Genomic DNA, 17074 nt, shown 5'->3' on the forward strand with positions numbered 1-17074 from the left:
CCCATCACTTCGATAAGGTGATTATAATTTAAGTGTTTATTTATCCATGGCAAGCCATGATTTAGGAAAAGGACTCTGTTTATGAACGTTTATTATGATAAAGATTGTGATCTATCAATCATCCAAGGCAAAAAAGTTGCCATCATTGGTTACGGTTCACAAGGCCATGCACACGCGCTTAACCTACAAGATTCAGACGTTGATGTGACCGTTGGTCTACGTGCTAACTCTGGCTCATGGAAAAAAGCGGAAAACGCAGGCTTGAAAGTCGCAGAGGTAGAAGAAGCGGTAAAAGCTGCTGATGTCATCATGATTTTGACGCCTGATGAGTTCCAAAAAGAGCTTTATAACGACGTGATTGAGCCTAACATCAAAGAGGGCGCGACCCTAGCCTTTGCTCATGGTTTTGCGATTCATTATAACCAAGTCGTACCACGTGGTGATCTTGATGTCATCATGGTTGCGCCAAAAGCACCCGGTCATACGGTACGTTCAGAGTTTGCAAAAGGCGGCGGTATCCCTGATCTTATCGCTATCTACCAAGATGCTTCAGGTCAAGCCAAACAATTGGCATTGTCATATGCTGCTGGCGTTGGTGGTGGTCGTTCAGGTATCATCGAAACAACCTTTAAAGATGAAACTGAAACTGATCTATTCGGTGAGCAAGCAGTACTTTGTGGCGGCGCAGTAGAGCTGGTTAAAATGGGCTTTGAGACACTAACAGAAGCAGGCTATGCCCCAGAAATGGCTTACTTTGAGTGCTTGCATGAGCTTAAGCTTATCGTAGACCTCATGTATGAAGGCGGTATCGCTGATATGAACTATTCAATCAGTAACAATGCTGAATATGGCGAATACGTAACTGGTCCTGAAGTCATCAATGAGCAATCACGTGAAGCCATGCGTAATGCCCTAAAACGCATTCAGTCTGGTGAGTACGCGAAGATGTTTATCTCTGAAGGCGCAACCAACTATCCATCAATGACGGCTCGTCGTCGTAACAATGCAGAGCATCAAATCGAAATCACTGGCGCTAAGCTACGTGGCATGATGCCTTGGATCGGTGGTAATAAAATCATCGATAAAGAAAAAAACTAATTTAGTATTAGGCTATTAAGAGATTAATCGTTGATATAGAACTAAGAGCCCATGCTATTACTTAATAGTGTGGGCTTTTTTAGTTTGCACTACTTTAATGAAATTTTAACCACAATCGCTTTGGTGTTGGTTGAAAACGACCAATCGATGCCTCATATATCTAGCCTTCATTGATTTTTGAATATTCTTAGTGCAACCAATTGCTGATTAATTATCAAGACGATTGAGTTGCGCGTTCTTATTTTTTATAGATTATAGGTTGTGTGTTGTGCAAATATCTTATCCAGACTGGCTAACGCCGCAATTCGTATATATTACTCTTAGCGCTGTGGTAGCTGTTTTAATATGGATAGAAGGGGAGATGCTCAAAAAAACCGATGGCAAATTGCCTAAGTCTAAGTTTTTTCAAATCAGCTCACTCTTGGATACTTTGTGGTTCTTTATTTCCGTTGTCATATTATATGTGATTGACTTGACGCCACTAGCCATTACAGTACCTGCTGCTTATGGCATCTATACTACCTTTGGATGGATATACGGGACGCGTTTACTAAAGCGTAAAGGTATTCCTGATTCTCCTAAAGACTTGGTGATACCTGCTAAATACATCGCCTATAGTCAGTCATTTTCACTGATATTTTTTGCGCTTTGTTTGTTAGTATTAAGTTCACCGTGGTTACCGATATCTCAATAAAGCATATGCTGACTTATCACCTATTTATTATTTGAGATAATGCTGTCATCAACTTAAATGACACCTTTACGTTAGAATAATAGATAGTAAATGATATAAAATATCTTTCTTATCAACGTATTAGATGGTATTTTATTGGCTGTCGTGACTTTTCAAAACGGATTATCGTTGTTTACAAAAATCATCAATTTAACCTGTTGCGATTATAAAAAGCTGCTATAATCAGCCTGTACTCAAAAGATTTTAGGTCGTAATTTCAAGCTATCTAACGATATTTTGATCGTATTGACTGTTGCATTTAGCAGAAAATAGTTTGGGTATATATCAATTAATCGGTGACGACACACGTCTCGCCAACAGTTAAAGAGTTAGGAAAATTTATGTCAGATAAAGTTGAAGGCACTGTAAAGTGGTTTAATGAAGCTAAAGGTTTTGGTTTTATCGCTCAAGACAATGGCGGACAAGACGTATTCGCTCACTACAGCGCTATCCAAGGTGGTGGTTTCAAAACTCTAGCCGAAGGCCAAAAAGTGTCTTTCATCTTAGGTGATGGCAAAAAAGGCCCACAAGCCGAGCAAATCGAAGCTATCTAATCTCATTTGACATCTGGTAAGCTGATTAGTCGGTAAGCTTGATGACAGTAAGATTATCAATATGCATTGATGCCTTTGTTTGTTAAAACAATAAAAATACTGTTTCAACTCTAAAAAAAAGCAACCTCTTATCAGGTTGCTTTTTTTATGCCATTTTTCTCGCTATAAACGTAAAATCATCAAAAGCATACTGATATTAGCTGTCAGTCATCAGCACTGACTCAAAAAAGATCTAACAAAATAAGGTTGTTTTATGAAGTGGGAGGCATGGTTTTCAATCGATTGGCAGCAAGTGCTGGGTATTTCTCTATCTGCAATCGGTTTTTATTTAGGGTTAATGTTGTTTACAAGATTGATGGGGTTGCGAAGTTTCTCCAAGCTCTCAAGCCATGATTTTGCGATGACTGTCGGTATTGGCAGTATACTCGCTTCAACGGTGCTATCAGACACACCGTCATTAATGCAAGGGCTGTTTGCTGTCGCAGTATTGTTTGTGATTCAAGGGGTTATCTCATTTATCAGGCGTAAATTCAAACCGTTAAAATCTCTGATAGACAATCGAGCCATTATATTAATGGCGCATGGCGAGTATTTTAGTGGAAATTTAAAAGAGGCTAATCTTAGTACCAGTGATGTTCAACAGGTTTTGCGCAAGAATGGGATCAAGTCTAAAACTGAAGTATTTGCTGTCATTATGGAAACCACAGGGGATATGAGTGTCATCAAAAACAATGCAGTTATGCCTGACTGGTCATTATTCGATGATATACGCGACAGTGAGTTGCTGATTGGTTCTAGTAAAAATAGCAAATCGTAGATTTTGAGTTTTTGATTATTGTTGTCGATTGATGTTCTCGATTGATGCCAACGAGATAGATCACAACAATCCATTAAGTAACTATCGTGTTGACAGTGCTGAAAACAGGTGAAATATTGAGGATGTAGGTTAAAGAAGACTGTAAAATTGTGTACTTATAAACTATTTATTATAGAATGGTGACAAATTTATGACGCATTATTCACGGCGTTGTCTTGACCTTATGCCTGTGGTCACGCAAGATACAGGGGTCTGATAATAATGGTTGGCTTAGCTTTAGCAGATTTTATCAATGAGTAGTGTGATACTAATAGCATTTTCGGTATTGTTTCTCCTTACTTAATTAACTACTATCTGTTGACGCAGTAATAACCCTAAGTAGTATTTTGAACGACAGTTTAAAAAAATGAGCCTTTGGTTCTTAACTGACAATTTTTAATTCATAACATTAATAAACGAGGAACGTATGAAAGCATTAGTAGCGGTCAAGCGTGTCATTGATTACAACGTAAAAGTTCGTGTAAAAGCTGACAACTCTGGCGTTGATTTATCAAACACTAAGATGTCAATCAATCCTTTTGATGAGATTGCAGTAGAAGAAGCGGTTCGTCTAAAAGAAGCGGGTGTGATTGACGAAATCATTGTTGCTTCAATCGGTCCAAAAGAATCACAAGAGCAAATTCGTGCAGCTTTAGCATTGGGCGCTGATCGTGGTGTTTTAGTGTTGACTGATGACAAGCCGTATCCATTACAAATTGCTAAGATCCTCAAAAATATCGCCGAGAGTGAAGGCACTGATATTATCTTATTGGGTAAGCAAGCTATTGATGATGATAACAACCAGACTGGTCAGATGCTAGCGGCATTGATGGGTATCGGTCAGGGTACGTTTGCATCAGAAGTGAAAGTAGAAGGCGATAAAGTAAACGTGACTCGTGAAATCGACGGCGGTTTACAGACGCTAGCACTTGAGCTACCAGCGGTTATTACCACTGATTTGCGTTTGAATGAGCCTCGTTATGCTAAGTTGCCTAACATCATGAAAGCGAAGAAAAAGCCACTTGATGAAAAAACGCCTGCTGATTTTGGTGTTGATATGGCCTCTAAGCAAGAGATCATTAAAGTTGTGCCACCTGCTGAACGCAAAGCTGGCATCAAAGTGGGTTCAGTGGATGAGTTGGTCGATAAGCTAAGAAACGAAGCAAAAGTCATTTAATGTTTCAATGATTGGATACTTCGCTACGGCATATCCGGTACAAGGCTATAGATTTAACTGATTTATTTTATATAAAATAATAGTTGCCCAAACAGCTTTGTACACAAACAACCGCATGAATAGATGATACGAACAAAAAAGGATTAAAATCATGGCAATTTTGGTATATGCAGAACATGACAATGCCAGTCTAAAAAAGGCAACTTTGAATACCATCGCTGCTGCTAAGCAAATGGGTGATGATATCCATGTGTTGGTTGCAGGTAGTGGTGCTCAAGCTGTCGCTGACCAAGCAGCTAAAGCAGAAGGCGTGACTAAAGTATTATTAGCAAACAACGCTGCCTATGAGCATCAATTAGCGGGTAACGTCGCGCTATTGGTTGCTGATATCGCTGGTGATTACAGCCATATCCTTGCACCAGCTACCACCACCGGTAAGAACTTTATGCCACGCGTTGCCGCTTTACTTGACGTAAGCATGCTATCAGAAATATCTGCCGTCGTAGATGCGCAAACGTTTGAGCGTCCTATCTATGCTGGTAACGCAACAGCAACTGTTAAGACCACAGAAGATAAAGTTGTCATGACAGTACGTACCACGGCTTTTGACCCAGTAGCAAGCGAAGGTGGATCAGCTACTGTTGAGACAATCGACAACGTGCAAGAAACTGGCAAAGCAAGCTTCGTTAATGAAGAGATGGCGAAATCTGACCGTCCTGAATTGACTTCAGCAGGCATTGTGGTTTCTGGTGGTCGTGCCTTAGCAAATGGCGAGAACTTCACCAAATATATCGAACCATTGGCTGATAAACTTGGCGCTGCTGTTGGCGCATCACGTGCCGCTGTTGACGCAGGGTATGTACCAAACGATATGCAGGTCGGTCAAACGGGTAAAATCGTTGCACCAGACTTATATATCGCAGCGGGCATTTCAGGCGCGATTCAGCATTTAGCGGGTATGAAAGATTCTAAAGTTATTGTTGCTATCAACAATGACCCAGAAGCACCTATCGCTAGCGTTGCTGATTACTTCTTAGAAGCTGATTTATTTACAGCATTGCCTGAGCTTACTAGCAAGGTTTAATCGTTATTTAGTGATTAGTTAAGTAGAAAACCCGCTATTATTTATAGCGGGTTTTTCGTATTTGAGAGGTATGTTTTTGATTCAGTCAAACAACATTAGTTATAGTTTCTTTGACGCAGCGTCTCATATAAGCACAATGAGCCTGCAATGGCGACATTCAGACTTTCTTGACCATTAGGCTGTGGTAGAGCGATAGGGGTGGCGCACTGCATCAGCTCATCACAAACACCTTGTCCCTCATGCCCCATAATCCAAGCGATAGGTTTTTTTAAGTCATGTTGATAAATGACTGTATCAGTATGGGAGCTGGTCGCAAATAGCGGTGTTTGCACATGGTCTAAAATATCTTGCGCACTTAGACCTTCATAAATAGTCAGAGCAAACTGAGCGCCCATGCCTGCTCGTAATGTCTTAGGGGACCACGCTTGTGCTGTCGCGCTGGTACAGAGTATGTTCTTGATGCCAACCGCTGCTGCGGTGCGTAATAGCGTGCCCACATTGCCGCTGTCTTGCACATCATTTAAAATCAAGCAGTCATTATCAATCATCGATAAACTAGGCGTTGGTACTTTAATGATGGCCATGATATCGATACCGGTACCTAAGCTACGCATGCTCTCATACAGCGAATTTGATAACGTTAAAATAGGCGTATAAGTAGGCAAGCGCGTCAAAATTTGCTGAACCTCAGGATGGTTGTGCGCAGACTCTGCGAGTAGGATTTGAGCAAACGGGTAGTCGCTACGCAGCGCCGCATCGATGAGATGGACGCCCTCAATCACCGTTTGACCTTGCTTCTTCCGCTGCCGCGCTTGCGTTAACAAGGATTTGACAAGTTTAACGGTCGTATTTTTATCTGAGGTAATAAGCTCGGTGGGATTTGCTACCATAGTAGATCGCTTAGAAAAAAATATAGAAAAATTAAACAATCAGTATAAAGTATTACAAATGCTCTGGCTTTATACTGATTATTATCAAAGTAACGTTAAAGGGCTTATTTATCAGCGTAAGTTACATGCAGATTTTTAACATAATCGACTTCATTTTTGCTGCCTAGTACCACTGGGACGCGTTGGTGAATATCGGTTGGCTCTATGTCTAAAATGCGATTGACTGCATCAGTAGCAGCGCCACCCGCACGCTCAATCAATAAGCTCATTGGATTGGCTTCATACATCAAGCGTAATTTGCCCGCTTTATTGGCATATTTGGTATCGAACGGATAAGTGAAGAGACCACCACGACATAAAATACGATGCACATCACCGACCATGGCCGCCACCCAGCGTGTATTGAAATCGCGACCACGGACACCCGTTTCGCCAGCAATTAACTCATCGATATACTGCTGCATGGGTACGCGCCAGTAGCGGTAGTTTGAAGCATTGATAGCGTATTCGCTGGTATCGGCATCGATGGTGACATTTTCTTCTATCAGCACATAGTCATTGGTGTCTGGGTCTAAGCTGAACATCACAACATGATCGGAAATGGTCAGTGCCAGGACTGTAGAGGTACCATATAATAAATAGCCTGCTGCTAACTGCTGATTGCCAGCTTGCAAAAAGTCGCTATTTTCACTGACTTGACCTTGGCGTTGATACGGTAAAATGGAGAAAATAGTGCCAACAGCCATGTTAATATCGATGTTTGATGAGCCATCAAGCGGATCGAACAATACCAACAAACTGCCATCTGCATTGGCAGGGGTAGCATCATCAAGCTCTTCTGAGGCAACGCCTGCACAATGAGTATTTTTTGCTAAAGCGTCTAATAATAAGTCATTGGCCAGTACGTCCAGTTTCTTTTGGTCTTCACCTTGGACGTTTTGGTTGCCAGCTTCTCCTAGAATGTCTGCTAGCGCTCCTTTTCTCAATAATTGTGAGATGGTTTTACCCACGTCAGTGACAGTCGTAATAACGTCACTCAGTGCAGGATTGGGTGAATAATCATTGAGATAGTCTGTAAGGGTTGTCATAAGGCTTCCTAATAAATGCTGTTAAAATAAAGGCTATTGAAACTAAGGATTAAATAAGGGGTTGGAAAATCGGTTGGGTCGCACGTTACAGACCTAAATCTGGTAAATTTTTAAATACCTCGCACGGCATCTTTGTCCTGACCACAAAATCAGCTACACTATCATTATTATTATTTATTGTTTGGCTAAGCGGATTTTTGATGATGGTTTTGACAGGTCTATGGCTACTGCCCAAGAGGATGACGATGGCTGTTTTTTTTACGGCGCTATGTCTCTCACTGCCACTGGGGTAAATTGTAGCAAATAAGTGCCAAAATGTCCTTGTCTCTGTGCTTATCGTCGACTATAAATCGCCAAAAAACGCATAAATAATGATTATTAAATTATATAAACCAACAATAAAGACCTGCCATTATGCCAAATTCTACCGATAGCCGCTCAACTCAGACAGTCTCGCCAACGGATTATGCCAAATTCGACCCTGATACCATTCATGAGAAACTGGATGCGTCGTTAAGTCGTCCGCAGCTTAATAGCGATGGCAGTATTCGCCATTTTTTGGGGGTGGAAGGTCTTAATAAAGCGCAGCTGCAAGCGATTATTGCCAAAGCAGAGACGTTTTTTGATGATAATGGACAGCTCATTAACCGTCCTGAGCTCGAAGGCTATACGGTGATGAATTTGTTTTTTGAACCGTCAACGCGTACCCGTACGACTTTTGAAGTAGCTGAAAAGCGTCTAGGTGCCAATGTGCTCAATATCGATATCGAGCGCTCTAGTACCAAAAAAGGTGAAAGCTTGCGCGATACGCTGTGGAACCTACAAGCCATGACGGCAGATATTTTTGTGGTACGACATTCAGCATCAGGTGCTGCCCATTTTATGGCAACAGAGGTCACACCCGATATTGCCATTATTAATGGCGGTGATGGCTGGCATGCGCATCCAACGCAAGGGATGCTCGACATGCTCACTATTCATCGTGAAGCGCCGCGCCCATTTGAGGAATTGTCAGTGGCTATCGTGGGCGATATCAAGCATTCGCGAGTGGCGCGCTCAGATATCAGTGCACTACAGACTTTAGGTGTAAAAGACATTCGCGTCTGTGCGCCGCGTACCTTATTACCGAAAGGCATTGAGCGCTTTGGGGTACAAGTCTATGAAGATATGAATGAATGTGTCACGGACTGTGATGTCATTATGGGATTAAGAATACAAAACGAGCGTATCGGCTCGCCGCTGCTGGCATCATCGAGTGAATATTATAAACACTATGGTATTACACCAGAGCGCATGGCGTTGGCTAAGCCCGATGCGTTGGTCATGCATCCAGGGCCGATGAACCGCGGTGTTGAGATTGCATCAAGCGTTGCCGATGGCGACCAGTCAGTGATTTTAAAACAGGTGAATAACGGCATTGCTATTCGTATGGCAGTACTGTCGCTAGCTATGGAAGGTCAGCGCGCTCACCAAGCCGCGAATAAATAATCCTCTGCCTCGCTGTTTTATATTTATTTATCCCATTTTATTGATACGGTAATAACGCTCATGACAACTATGTTAAATATAGATGCACCGATAATTAACCATCTTCCTCAATCATTTAAAGACTCACTATCAAGTGCTGCGACAGATAAGTTGGCGTCACTCGAAGCTGGGCGTGAAATGTGGGTACTGCCGCCTTTGGTTGATTTGTGCGCCCGCCTACGTGAGCCGGGTCAACAACAACATGGCACTTTGGAGTCAGAAGGGCGCGCTGCTCGCGCCAATGGTTTTTTGCATGTGGTCATTCCGCCTGATACCAATCCTATCTTAGAGAACGGTTCATTATTAAAGGGCTTACGTGAGCGCGCGCTTGGTGATGGCGGTATATATTTGCATATTTTAGGTGCGTTGACTGCTGGTTTAGAAGGCGAGCGCCCATCAAATATCGCTGGGCTTAAAAAAGGCGGTTGTATAGCCGTTTCTAATGCGCGCCGCCCTTTTCGCAATGATCTAGTATTACTGCGTACACTGGAATACGCCGCGACTTTTAATATGAAAGTATTCTTTTATCCTGATGAACCAAGTCTATCTGGTGATGGCGTGGCGCATGAAGGTTATATCGCGTCATATCACGGCTTGCAAGGAATTCCTTGGATTGCTGAAACGGTTGCCTTGTCAACGCAGTTGCTGATGGTTGAAGAAACGGGCATCGCCGCTCACTTTAGTCAATTATCATGTAAATCTTCAATCGAATTGATGCGCTGGGCAAAAGATAAAGGTCTGCCCGTGACTTGTGATGTGGCGATGCATCAGTTGTATTTGACCGATGATAATTTAGAGGGTTTTAACGCCCAAGCCTATGTATTACCACCCCTGCGTAGTAATACCGATCAGCAAGCCATTCGCCGTGGTCTAAAAGATGGCACCATTGATGCGATATGTAGCCATCATGAACCCTTGAACAGTACCGCTAAAAAAGCCCCATTTGCTGAGAGCACACCAGGCATCTCAAATTTTGATACCTTTATGGCGCTGGCTTGTCAGCTAGTCAATGATGAGGTGTTAACCTTAGAGCAACTTGTCGATAAAATCTGTCTCAATCCGGCGAAAATCTCTGGTATTAGTGAGCAATATGAAAAAATCGGCGGCGCAGTACTGGTGGATCCTAATTTGGAGTGGCAAGTGACCGCCCAATCCATGCTGTCCAATGGTAAAAACACGCCATTCTTTAATCAGCAGTTGCAAGGCCGCGTTGTGGAGACTTTCTTTGGCTAATTTGCCTAGGCAGGATGATAGTCTGCAACCATCCTCGAAGGATAACGATCATCACTTGCACAACCAAACCATCAAGTCGCACGGTACTGCCAGTGAATCTATCAAAGCGGTAGCAATTTATGAGGTGGTTAAAGGGGTCGGTGCACTATTAGGGGCAGGGGCTTTATGGTCATGGCATACTGACCTTGAGCATTGGCTGACGACAGCGACTGCTTCTTGGCAACAGACTTTTGGACAGCTACTGGCACCGCAAGTTGACAGTGCAGTACGGATTGCCCAGCAGGCAAGTAAAAACTGGTCATTATTCTTGTTATTAATCTTTGCTTACGCCAGTCTACGTTTTCTTGAGGCTTATGGCTTATGGCAAGATAAAACATGGGCGTATTGGTTTGGTGTGCTGGGTTATGGGGTGTTTATTCCTATTGAGCTTTACTATCTAATCGTTAGCCCATTTGATTGGTTTAAGCTTGGGATATTAGTCTCGAATCTTCTTATCGTAGTCGTGGTTTATCGTAATATGAAGCGAAAGGGTCTGATATAAAAAGAGCCTATTATAGTGCCTATCAAAAAAAACTGAATGTGTGTGAAAAATCCAGCGTAAGATACTCTCTTATGCTGGCTTTCTTTTGCTAAAACGATTGGCTTAAAACTGGTTATAAATTATGGCTTTGCTGTACTTTCATCAGTACGAATGCTTTTGGCGACTTTGCCAATACTCAAACCTTGCACCAAGATAGAGAATATCACCACTGCATAAGTGAGCGCCAACAAGATATCGCGTTCGGCTCCCAGCGGCAGCTGCAACACTAAGGCAACCGAAATACCCCCACGTAATCCGCCCCATGTCAGCACTTTCCATGCACCAGTCGGTAAATCGAGCTGACGATGAAAGGTTTTGGTCGTCATACCTACAACGATAAAACGCGCAAGTAGGGCAATGACAATTGTCAAACCAGCGGCGATAAATAAATTACCCGAATAAGCAATCATCACTACTTCTAAACCGATGAGTACGAATAAAATAGCATTGAGAATTTCATCGATTAATTCCCAAAATAAATCAATATAATGCCGCGTTTTATCGCTCATCGCCAATGCTCGTCCGCGATTACCAACCATTAATCCCATCATCACCATGGCGAGTGGTCCTGATAAATGCCAATGGCTGGCGAGTGCATAACCACCTATCACACCAGCAAGCGTTAACAACACTTCTTCTTGATAGCTATCGATACTTTTCAGCATGTAATACAAAATCGACCCAAGTACCAACCCAAAAATAATGCCGCCACCGGCTTCAACCGCTAGAGTATGCGCCACATAATTGGCGGTTGGGATATCACCACTGGATAAAATACCTAGCAGCAATACAAAGATGACGACGCCGATACCATCATTAAATAACGACTCGCCTGCGATGACCGTTTCTATACTTTTTGGCGCGCCAGCCGATGCCAAAATACCCATTACGGCAATGGGATCGGTCGGTGATATTAGAGCACCGAATAGCAAACACCAAAGAAACGGCAAACCGAAACCAAGCAGCGGCAGCATAAAATAAAGCGCCGTGGCGATAAGCATCGCAGAGACGATGGTACCGACGCAAGCAAGGATACCAATAGGCAGTTTATAACGTTTTAAATCGCTGATATTGACGTGCAGCGCTCCTGCGAACAGTAGCATAGAGAGCATGCCGTCTAATAAAACTTCGGTAAAATCAAGCTGCTCTAATAAGCTTACTTCATAATCAATCAGCTGATCAAACCCCAAAAATCCCAAAAATATGGCGCCAATAGATAATAAAATGGAGATAACCATCACGCCAATCGTGGTCGGTAGACCAATAAAACGATGGTTAACATAAGTTAATAGGGCGGTGATTGATAAGAATATCGCGCTGATTTCAAGTATGGTTAGGCTGCTGGTAGGGGCCATGAAAAAATTCTCAAGTGAGTTTAAAATTGTCATAAGCTTAGCGCTTACAAACACTAAATAGGTTTGATTTTAGTTTAGTTATCGTTTGTCTTTTTATTTTGATTGCGTTTGTAATGCTTGGCGAATATGGGTGTCAAACGCGCTAACATAGTCAAAATACTGATGATGAGCATCGTTGCTAAGTATGAATTGCTGGGCTTGTTGGCACATCGCGCTCAAGTCATCTATCAGCTCTTGATAGCTTAGGTTTTCTTCTCCTGCGCGCTCAATCAGTTTTATCTCATGCAATAGGGTTTGCTGCTGTGCGTTATTTACGCGAGCATAACTTAGATTGACCATCGCCTGACATAGCGCTTTTAAGACCATCAAATCTGCTGCTGCATACCGACGTATCTCGCCTAGTGATGTATTGATAAAATCAGATATTTTGGGAGTATGAGTAACTATGGCTAATATCGCCAAGCGTCGCTGTTTAACTTCGGCTTTCGATGAATCATCGTTTTGTGCCGGTGTATAAAAATGATAGGGACTGGGCGGCTGACGACGCATCATAATACTTAAGCAACTGGTCAGTGATTGTACACAGTTGACTGCTGTTTTTGGATCATTGATACCAGGCGATAAGGCGCGGACGGCGATTTCAGTCATTTGTCCCAAGCTATAAGCAATATCGTTAGAATGAGCCAGTCGTTGTTCGATACGTATACAGCCGGCAAAGCGTTGCCAAAAAAGCCCGTCAGGGGCACGCGGTACAACAGCTAAAGATGGCGTCGCTGTTTTCTGTTGATTGTTTGGATGATCTGCTGGACGCTGGTAAAAGTAGCCGATGACGTTTTTATCAGTGACATAATCACCAAGATTAATACGCATTTGCACCACGCCGCCATAGTCTTGTGTCAGTGTAATCAGTGACTCAAGGTAAAATTGTTGAACATAACCTGAGCTTGGTGGATAGATGGGCACTGCTGACCAATGATGAAACTGTTCAATGTCATGATGTTCTATATCGCGTTGATGCTGGATATCGCAATGATCGCGATACCAATAGTGAATATTATTAATCGCATCATTGCTGGCATTTTGAATCACATGGGAAGCTTGAATGGCATGTACCATATGCTGGACAAAGTACACCAGCAACAGCGCACATATAATAGCCATAATAATACCAAAAGTCACGGCGAGCTGTGGCACACCAAAAGCCACGTCATACTTATGGATGGATTTTAACACCAATAAACTATAACTAAACGTGCCAATGAACGCCCCCAACACAAATTGATTTGGCGTATCGGTCAAAAAATTGCGCAACAGCCGTGGGCCAAATTGCGAAGAGGCCATCGACAGCACGGCGATTGTAATGGAAAAGGTCGTGCCTGCTACGCCTAATACTGCACCTGCAATCGCTGTCATGATAGCGCGCGCCGCATCGTCGTCACCGGTAAAAGCAAAGGTAATCTCTCTGACGGTTTCGCGGTCAAAGTGTTGATCGATAGTGACCAATAAAGGCGCAAGCAATATTCCAACGATGACGCAAGCCGTTGGGATAAACCAATAAGAGCCGATAAGCTGCTGCCATAGGTTTCTTAGTCGATCAGGCATATCGGTCAGTGTCTGTAGTGACCATAATTGGGTAAACTGCTTTAGTCTGTGCGTTATTGTCAGCAATGCAGAGTTAAACCCGCCATTTTCAGGGTGTTTATTCAATATTATATGCTCCACAAGTGACCTAAAAATTGACCCATTTTTTATTACTAAGCTACGATTTTGTTTGGCTAATAAAAACTCTTAAAAGTAAATTAGCTTATCATATAACAGATTGCGCACAAAAATTTAGTAAAAAATAAGCCCCTATCATAGGAGCTTATTTTTAGCATGATGGATTGTTTTGTTAATTGACTAGATTGTCAATCCAATTGCTTATCGCAGTGCTTACTTTTGCTAGCACTGATGGCTCTTCTTTACTGTCCATACTTAATGAACGCGTTTGCATATCATCCGTCGATACTGGCTGTTTTTGCAGACTATCTACGATTAACGGTAGATTATTACCAGCGGTTGCTAAGATAAAGCTTGGGTTTTTGGTTAACGTTGTCCACTTCTGATTCCAGCCACCACTACAATTGTAAGTAATTAAGCTTCCGCGATTATCTACTAAATTACCAGTACGCAAATCAAAGCATTTGCCACCTTGTTTGATTTGGTCGGTACCGTTCATCTCCCAAACTTGCGCTGGCGAGTCCAAGCTACAAGCACCCAAAACCACCCAAGAACCTTGTTCCGTTAAACACTGATCTAATGCCATTTTGCTGTGAATTTTACCTTTAAGATCGTAAATCCACTGTTCAGAGTCATCACCAGTACAGCCACTTGGGCCGCTAATAAAGCTATTTAACTTACCACCTTCTAGAGTTTCAACTTTAAGGCAGTTGTTGCCATTACGGATAGTAGTCACATTATCTAAAGGTTTATCATCTTGTAGCTCTAAATCTATAACAAACTTTTGAAATTCGGTAAGTGCTTCAGGCTCTTTTTTGATTAAATCCGTACGATATACATTGACCCAACGGTTTAGACGATTTAGAGTTTCTTGCTGCTTCTCATAACGCTCTAATGTTTGGAGTGCTAAAGGGCTAAGCTCATCACGATACTCTTTGTAAGAATCATATAACAACTGACCGTTGGCGTCTAAACTAATAGTCGAATGTTCTGCTTGAGCAAGAAGTTTCTGCTCTAAGATTGGCAATTCTACCTTTCTTAGTGCCGTATAGCCCTGTTCTTTACCAAAGGTAACCGCGGGTTTAATCGCATCACTATATTGACGAATATCAATGGTTGAAAGCTGTACTTGTGCTTCATTGACCTTTTTACAGTACAAATCTACTTTTTTCGGGTTGTCTGCAATCGCTAAATTAACATGGAACTTATTGGCGTTACTGGTCATCCGATTAGGAGCCAACGCAATATCATTAATCGTGTTATTACTATAAGTAACGCTTAACCAGCAGCTTGCTGATTCAAGCGAGTTATGCGGTGTCGGTAACTCAAAAACGTTGCCCCAGTTACCACGTGCTTCTGGATAAATGATGCCTTTTTGCGCGACAGGGTCATAACCGCCTAAAATGGTAAAGACTGGCACGCCCTGCAAACGTGGTTTTAAGTAATTACCATCCGCGCTGTTGTACCAAACGTTTTTGGATTCTTTCCACACTTTAGGCTGGATGACTTCCATCTTTCTAAGCTCAGCATTCCATTTCTTATAGCCAGTTGGTGAATCAGCGTCAAATACTGCTTTATCAAATGCTGGCTGGATCTTAATTTTTGTACTATAACCCGTATAGTGAGTATAGTTTGAATAAGCGCCACTCTGTGATCCACCAGACATCGCATCGCGACCATAGCCATAGGTGGCTAAGAAAAGAGGTTTACCTGTGAGGCCATCACCCTCGACCTGTCGTGGCCAGTCTAAGTTGCTGCGCATTTTGTTTCTGACGCCATTATAGCCCCAGCCACTATTGGAATGATGCTCGGCCCAAAAGAAATCGCCGTTCTGTTCACCAGGATAATGACCCAAGCCATAATGATGACCGATTTCGTGGCTGAACTCATTACCTTGAGAGTCGATTAGGGTCAACATACCATTACCGCCGCTTAAGCCGTGGTTATATTCACCATTCTTATATTTACCGCGAGCGTGATGCGCATTGACGTTCTGGGTCAATTGCGGTTGCTCTTGACTTTGCATTGAAGCACTGGTGACGCCCCAATTGGCTAAATTAATGCCAACACCAAAGGTTGATTTCGCGGTGTTTTCGCGCATATCACCAGCATAAACGCCAGCATCATTTGAGTCACTGACTGAATCATAAATAGTGCCATTGGCGACCATTACTCGTTCGAGCTTCATGTCATCATAGCTAGCAACGGTCATTTGTGCTGCTGGAATGGTTTGGAAGTAGTCTGAACCCGCTCTTTCTGGATCGCGTAGCATATAATGACCCCAAGATTGAGGTGCATCCGTTAACATGCCCAGACGGATATTGGTCAATACCAACTCACCAGGGGCGGCAAAATCTATGTTATCTTCTGACAGTTCACCGCTACGATTTTGGTCATCCACAATGCGAATTTTGAGACCACCTTGTACCTCATCCCAGTTGAGTTTGGTTGACCATGCGCGCTTACTGTAAGCAACGCGTGCGCGCTGATCAGTGTTAGTCTGATCCGTGTCTGGGATTTGAGTCGGATCGGCTAAATTGACAGTTCGTAATAAAACCCCATCTTGATAAATCTCTACAACTAGCTCATCAATGTCACCCATTTCAAGCGTAGGTGTCACTAATAACAGCGCCTCTTTTTCTGCCGTTAGGCGCGGCATGTTTTTTGCTTCGTTACCCTGTGGATCAACGGTATGATTCTGCCCAAACTGTATCATCGCTTGAAATTCGCCAACCAAGTCTGGACGAATAGTACGAATTTCTCCCGCTCTACCATCGTGGTCAAAAAACCCTAATAAATAAAAATCAGCAATATCCTTTTTTGGTTCTGGATATTTGATAGGCGTAGCTGGCACAAGTGGCGTAGCAGGAATGCTCGTTATTGGTGGCTTAATAGGCGTGCTTGGCCCAATTGGCGTTGCAGGAATACTTATTATTGGTGGTTTAATAGGCGTAGTCACCGGTGGCTTAATAGGTGTACTTGGTTCAAGTGGCGTAGCAGGAATACTCGTTATTGGTGGTTTAACAGGCGGCGTTTCTACTGGTAGACTAACGGTTGGTGGTACAAGTGATGATGTGCTGCCATCACCTTCACCACAAGCAGAAAGCATAATGGATACGACACAAATGCTTAGCGCTGTTACTGGGAATGCTATTGTATTTTTCAAGTTATTGCTCTAAT

At 42.7% G+C, this 17074-nt stretch carries 14 protein-coding genes; 9 read left to right on the forward strand and 5 right to left on the reverse strand.

The window, feature by feature from the left end; genetic code table 11:
- The first annotated feature begins 81 nt into the window (after positions 1 to 81).
- The 6 genes from ilvC to JMW94_RS07880 all read left to right on the forward strand — a co-directional run bounded on the left by ilvC (position 82) and on the right by JMW94_RS07880 (position 5502).
- Positions 82 to 1098 carry a ketol-acid reductoisomerase gene (gene ilvC, locus JMW94_RS07855; protein WP_045446660.1) on the forward strand — a complete coding sequence of 339 codons (1017 nt, stop codon included), beginning with the start codon at positions 82 to 84 and terminating at the stop codon, positions 1096 to 1098.
- Positions 1099 to 1366: 268 nt separating this feature from the next.
- The gene (locus JMW94_RS07860) at positions 1367 to 1792 is read left to right on the forward strand and encodes a hypothetical protein (protein WP_045454429.1); all 426 of its coding nucleotides are present in this window, start codon (positions 1367 to 1369) and stop codon (positions 1790 to 1792) included.
- A gap of 380 nt (positions 1793 to 2172) precedes the next feature.
- Positions 2173 to 2385, forward strand: a complete 213-nt coding sequence (locus JMW94_RS07865; RefSeq protein ID WP_010196799.1) for a cold-shock protein — start codon at positions 2173 to 2175, stop codon at positions 2383 to 2385.
- A gap of 253 nt (positions 2386 to 2638) precedes the next feature.
- Positions 2639 to 3202 (forward strand): DUF421 domain-containing protein, encoded by a 564-nt coding sequence (locus tag JMW94_RS07870; RefSeq protein ID WP_201603787.1) that lies wholly within the window; start codon positions 2639 to 2641, stop codon positions 3200 to 3202.
- A 466-nt stretch (positions 3203 to 3668) separates the two neighbouring features.
- Positions 3669 to 4418 (forward strand): electron transfer flavoprotein subunit beta/FixA family protein, encoded by a 750-nt coding sequence (locus JMW94_RS07875; RefSeq protein WP_045446670.1) that lies wholly within the window; start codon positions 3669 to 3671, stop codon positions 4416 to 4418.
- A 151-nt stretch (positions 4419 to 4569) separates the two neighbouring features.
- The gene (locus tag JMW94_RS07880; RefSeq protein WP_201603789.1) at positions 4570 to 5502 is read left to right on the forward strand and encodes an electron transfer flavoprotein subunit alpha/FixB family protein; all 933 of its coding nucleotides are present in this window, start codon (positions 4570 to 4572) and stop codon (positions 5500 to 5502) included.
- A gap of 95 nt (positions 5503 to 5597) precedes the next feature.
- Here JMW94_RS07880 and JMW94_RS07885 read toward each other — a convergent pair whose 3' ends face one another.
- Positions 5598 to 6392, reverse strand: a complete 795-nt coding sequence (locus tag JMW94_RS07885; protein ID WP_201603791.1) for a TrmH family RNA methyltransferase — start codon at positions 6390 to 6392, stop codon at positions 5598 to 5600.
- A 104-nt stretch (positions 6393 to 6496) separates the two neighbouring features.
- Entirely contained in the window at positions 6497 to 7480 is a 984-nt protein-coding gene (locus JMW94_RS07890) for a class 1 fructose-bisphosphatase (protein ID WP_201603793.1), read from the reverse strand.
- A gap of 414 nt (positions 7481 to 7894) precedes the next feature.
- Between JMW94_RS07890 and JMW94_RS07895 the strand changes: the two genes are divergently transcribed.
- The 3 genes from JMW94_RS07895 to JMW94_RS07905 are packed head-to-tail and all read left to right on the forward strand — an operon-like array spanning position 7895 to position 10781.
- Positions 7895 to 8968 (forward strand): aspartate carbamoyltransferase catalytic subunit, encoded by a 1074-nt coding sequence (locus JMW94_RS07895; protein ID WP_201603795.1) that lies wholly within the window; start codon positions 7895 to 7897, stop codon positions 8966 to 8968.
- Positions 8969 to 9028: 60 nt separating this feature from the next.
- Complete coding sequence (locus tag JMW94_RS07900; RefSeq protein WP_201603797.1) at positions 9029 to 10240, forward strand: dihydroorotase; 1212 nt, start codon at positions 9029 to 9031, stop codon at positions 10238 to 10240.
- Entirely contained in the window at positions 10233 to 10781 is a 549-nt protein-coding gene (locus tag JMW94_RS07905; protein WP_060490542.1) for a DUF2127 domain-containing protein, read from the forward strand. Before JMW94_RS07900 ends, JMW94_RS07905 begins: the two co-directional genes overlap by 8 nt.
- 119 nt (positions 10782 to 10900) lie before the next feature.
- On the opposite strand, the gene JMW94_RS07910 is transcribed toward JMW94_RS07905, so the two are convergent.
- The 3 genes from JMW94_RS07910 to JMW94_RS07920 form a co-directional block, all read right to left on the reverse strand.
- Entirely contained in the window at positions 10901 to 12175 is a 1275-nt protein-coding gene (locus JMW94_RS07910) for a cation:proton antiporter (RefSeq protein WP_201603801.1), read from the reverse strand.
- Positions 12176 to 12268: 93 nt separating this feature from the next.
- Positions 12269 to 13882, reverse strand: coding sequence for a DUF2254 domain-containing protein (locus JMW94_RS07915; protein WP_227685453.1), 1614 nt, complete (start codon positions 13880 to 13882; stop codon positions 12269 to 12271).
- A 184-nt stretch (positions 13883 to 14066) separates the two neighbouring features.
- On the reverse strand, positions 14067 to 17048 hold the full coding sequence (locus JMW94_RS07920; protein WP_413786191.1) for a M66 family metalloprotease: 2982 nt from the start codon (positions 17046 to 17048) through the stop codon (positions 14067 to 14069).
- Positions 17049 to 17074: the final 26 nt, after the last annotated feature.

It is taken from the genome of Psychrobacter immobilis, assembly GCF_904846185.1.
Classification (GTDB): Bacteria; Pseudomonadota; Gammaproteobacteria; order Pseudomonadales; family Moraxellaceae; genus Psychrobacter; species Psychrobacter immobilis_B.

What these genes read in the sequence shown, in the direction of transcription:
- ilvC (WP_045446660.1), top strand. Translation starts at nt 82, where the DNA reads ATGAACGTTTATTATGATAAAGATTGTGATCTATCAATCATCCAAGGC.
- JMW94_RS07865 (WP_010196799.1), top strand. Translation starts at nt 2,173, where the DNA reads ATGTCAGATAAAGTTGAAGGCACTGTAAAGTGGTTTAATGAAGCTAAA.
- JMW94_RS07870 (WP_201603787.1), top strand. Translation starts at nt 2,639, where the DNA reads ATGAAGTGGGAGGCATGGTTTTCAATCGATTGGCAGCAAGTGCTGGGT.
- JMW94_RS07875 (WP_045446670.1), top strand. Translation starts at nt 3,669, where the DNA reads ATGAAAGCATTAGTAGCGGTCAAGCGTGTCATTGATTACAACGTAAAA.
- JMW94_RS07880 (WP_201603789.1), top strand. Translation starts at nt 4,570, where the DNA reads ATGGCAATTTTGGTATATGCAGAACATGACAATGCCAGTCTAAAAAAG.
- JMW94_RS07885 (WP_201603791.1), bottom strand. Translation starts at nt 6,392, where the DNA reads ATGGTAGCAAATCCCACCGAGCTTATTACCTCAGATAAAAATACGACC.
- JMW94_RS07890 (WP_201603793.1), bottom strand. Translation starts at nt 7,480, where the DNA reads ATGACAACCCTTACAGACTATCTCAATGATTATTCACCCAATCCTGCA.
- JMW94_RS07895 (WP_201603795.1), top strand. Translation starts at nt 7,895, where the DNA reads ATGCCAAATTCTACCGATAGCCGCTCAACTCAGACAGTCTCGCCAACG.
- JMW94_RS07900 (WP_201603797.1), top strand. Translation starts at nt 9,029, where the DNA reads ATGACAACTATGTTAAATATAGATGCACCGATAATTAACCATCTTCCT.
- JMW94_RS07910 (WP_201603801.1), bottom strand. Translation starts at nt 12,175, where the DNA reads ATGGCCCCTACCAGCAGCCTAACCATACTTGAAATCAGCGCGATATTC.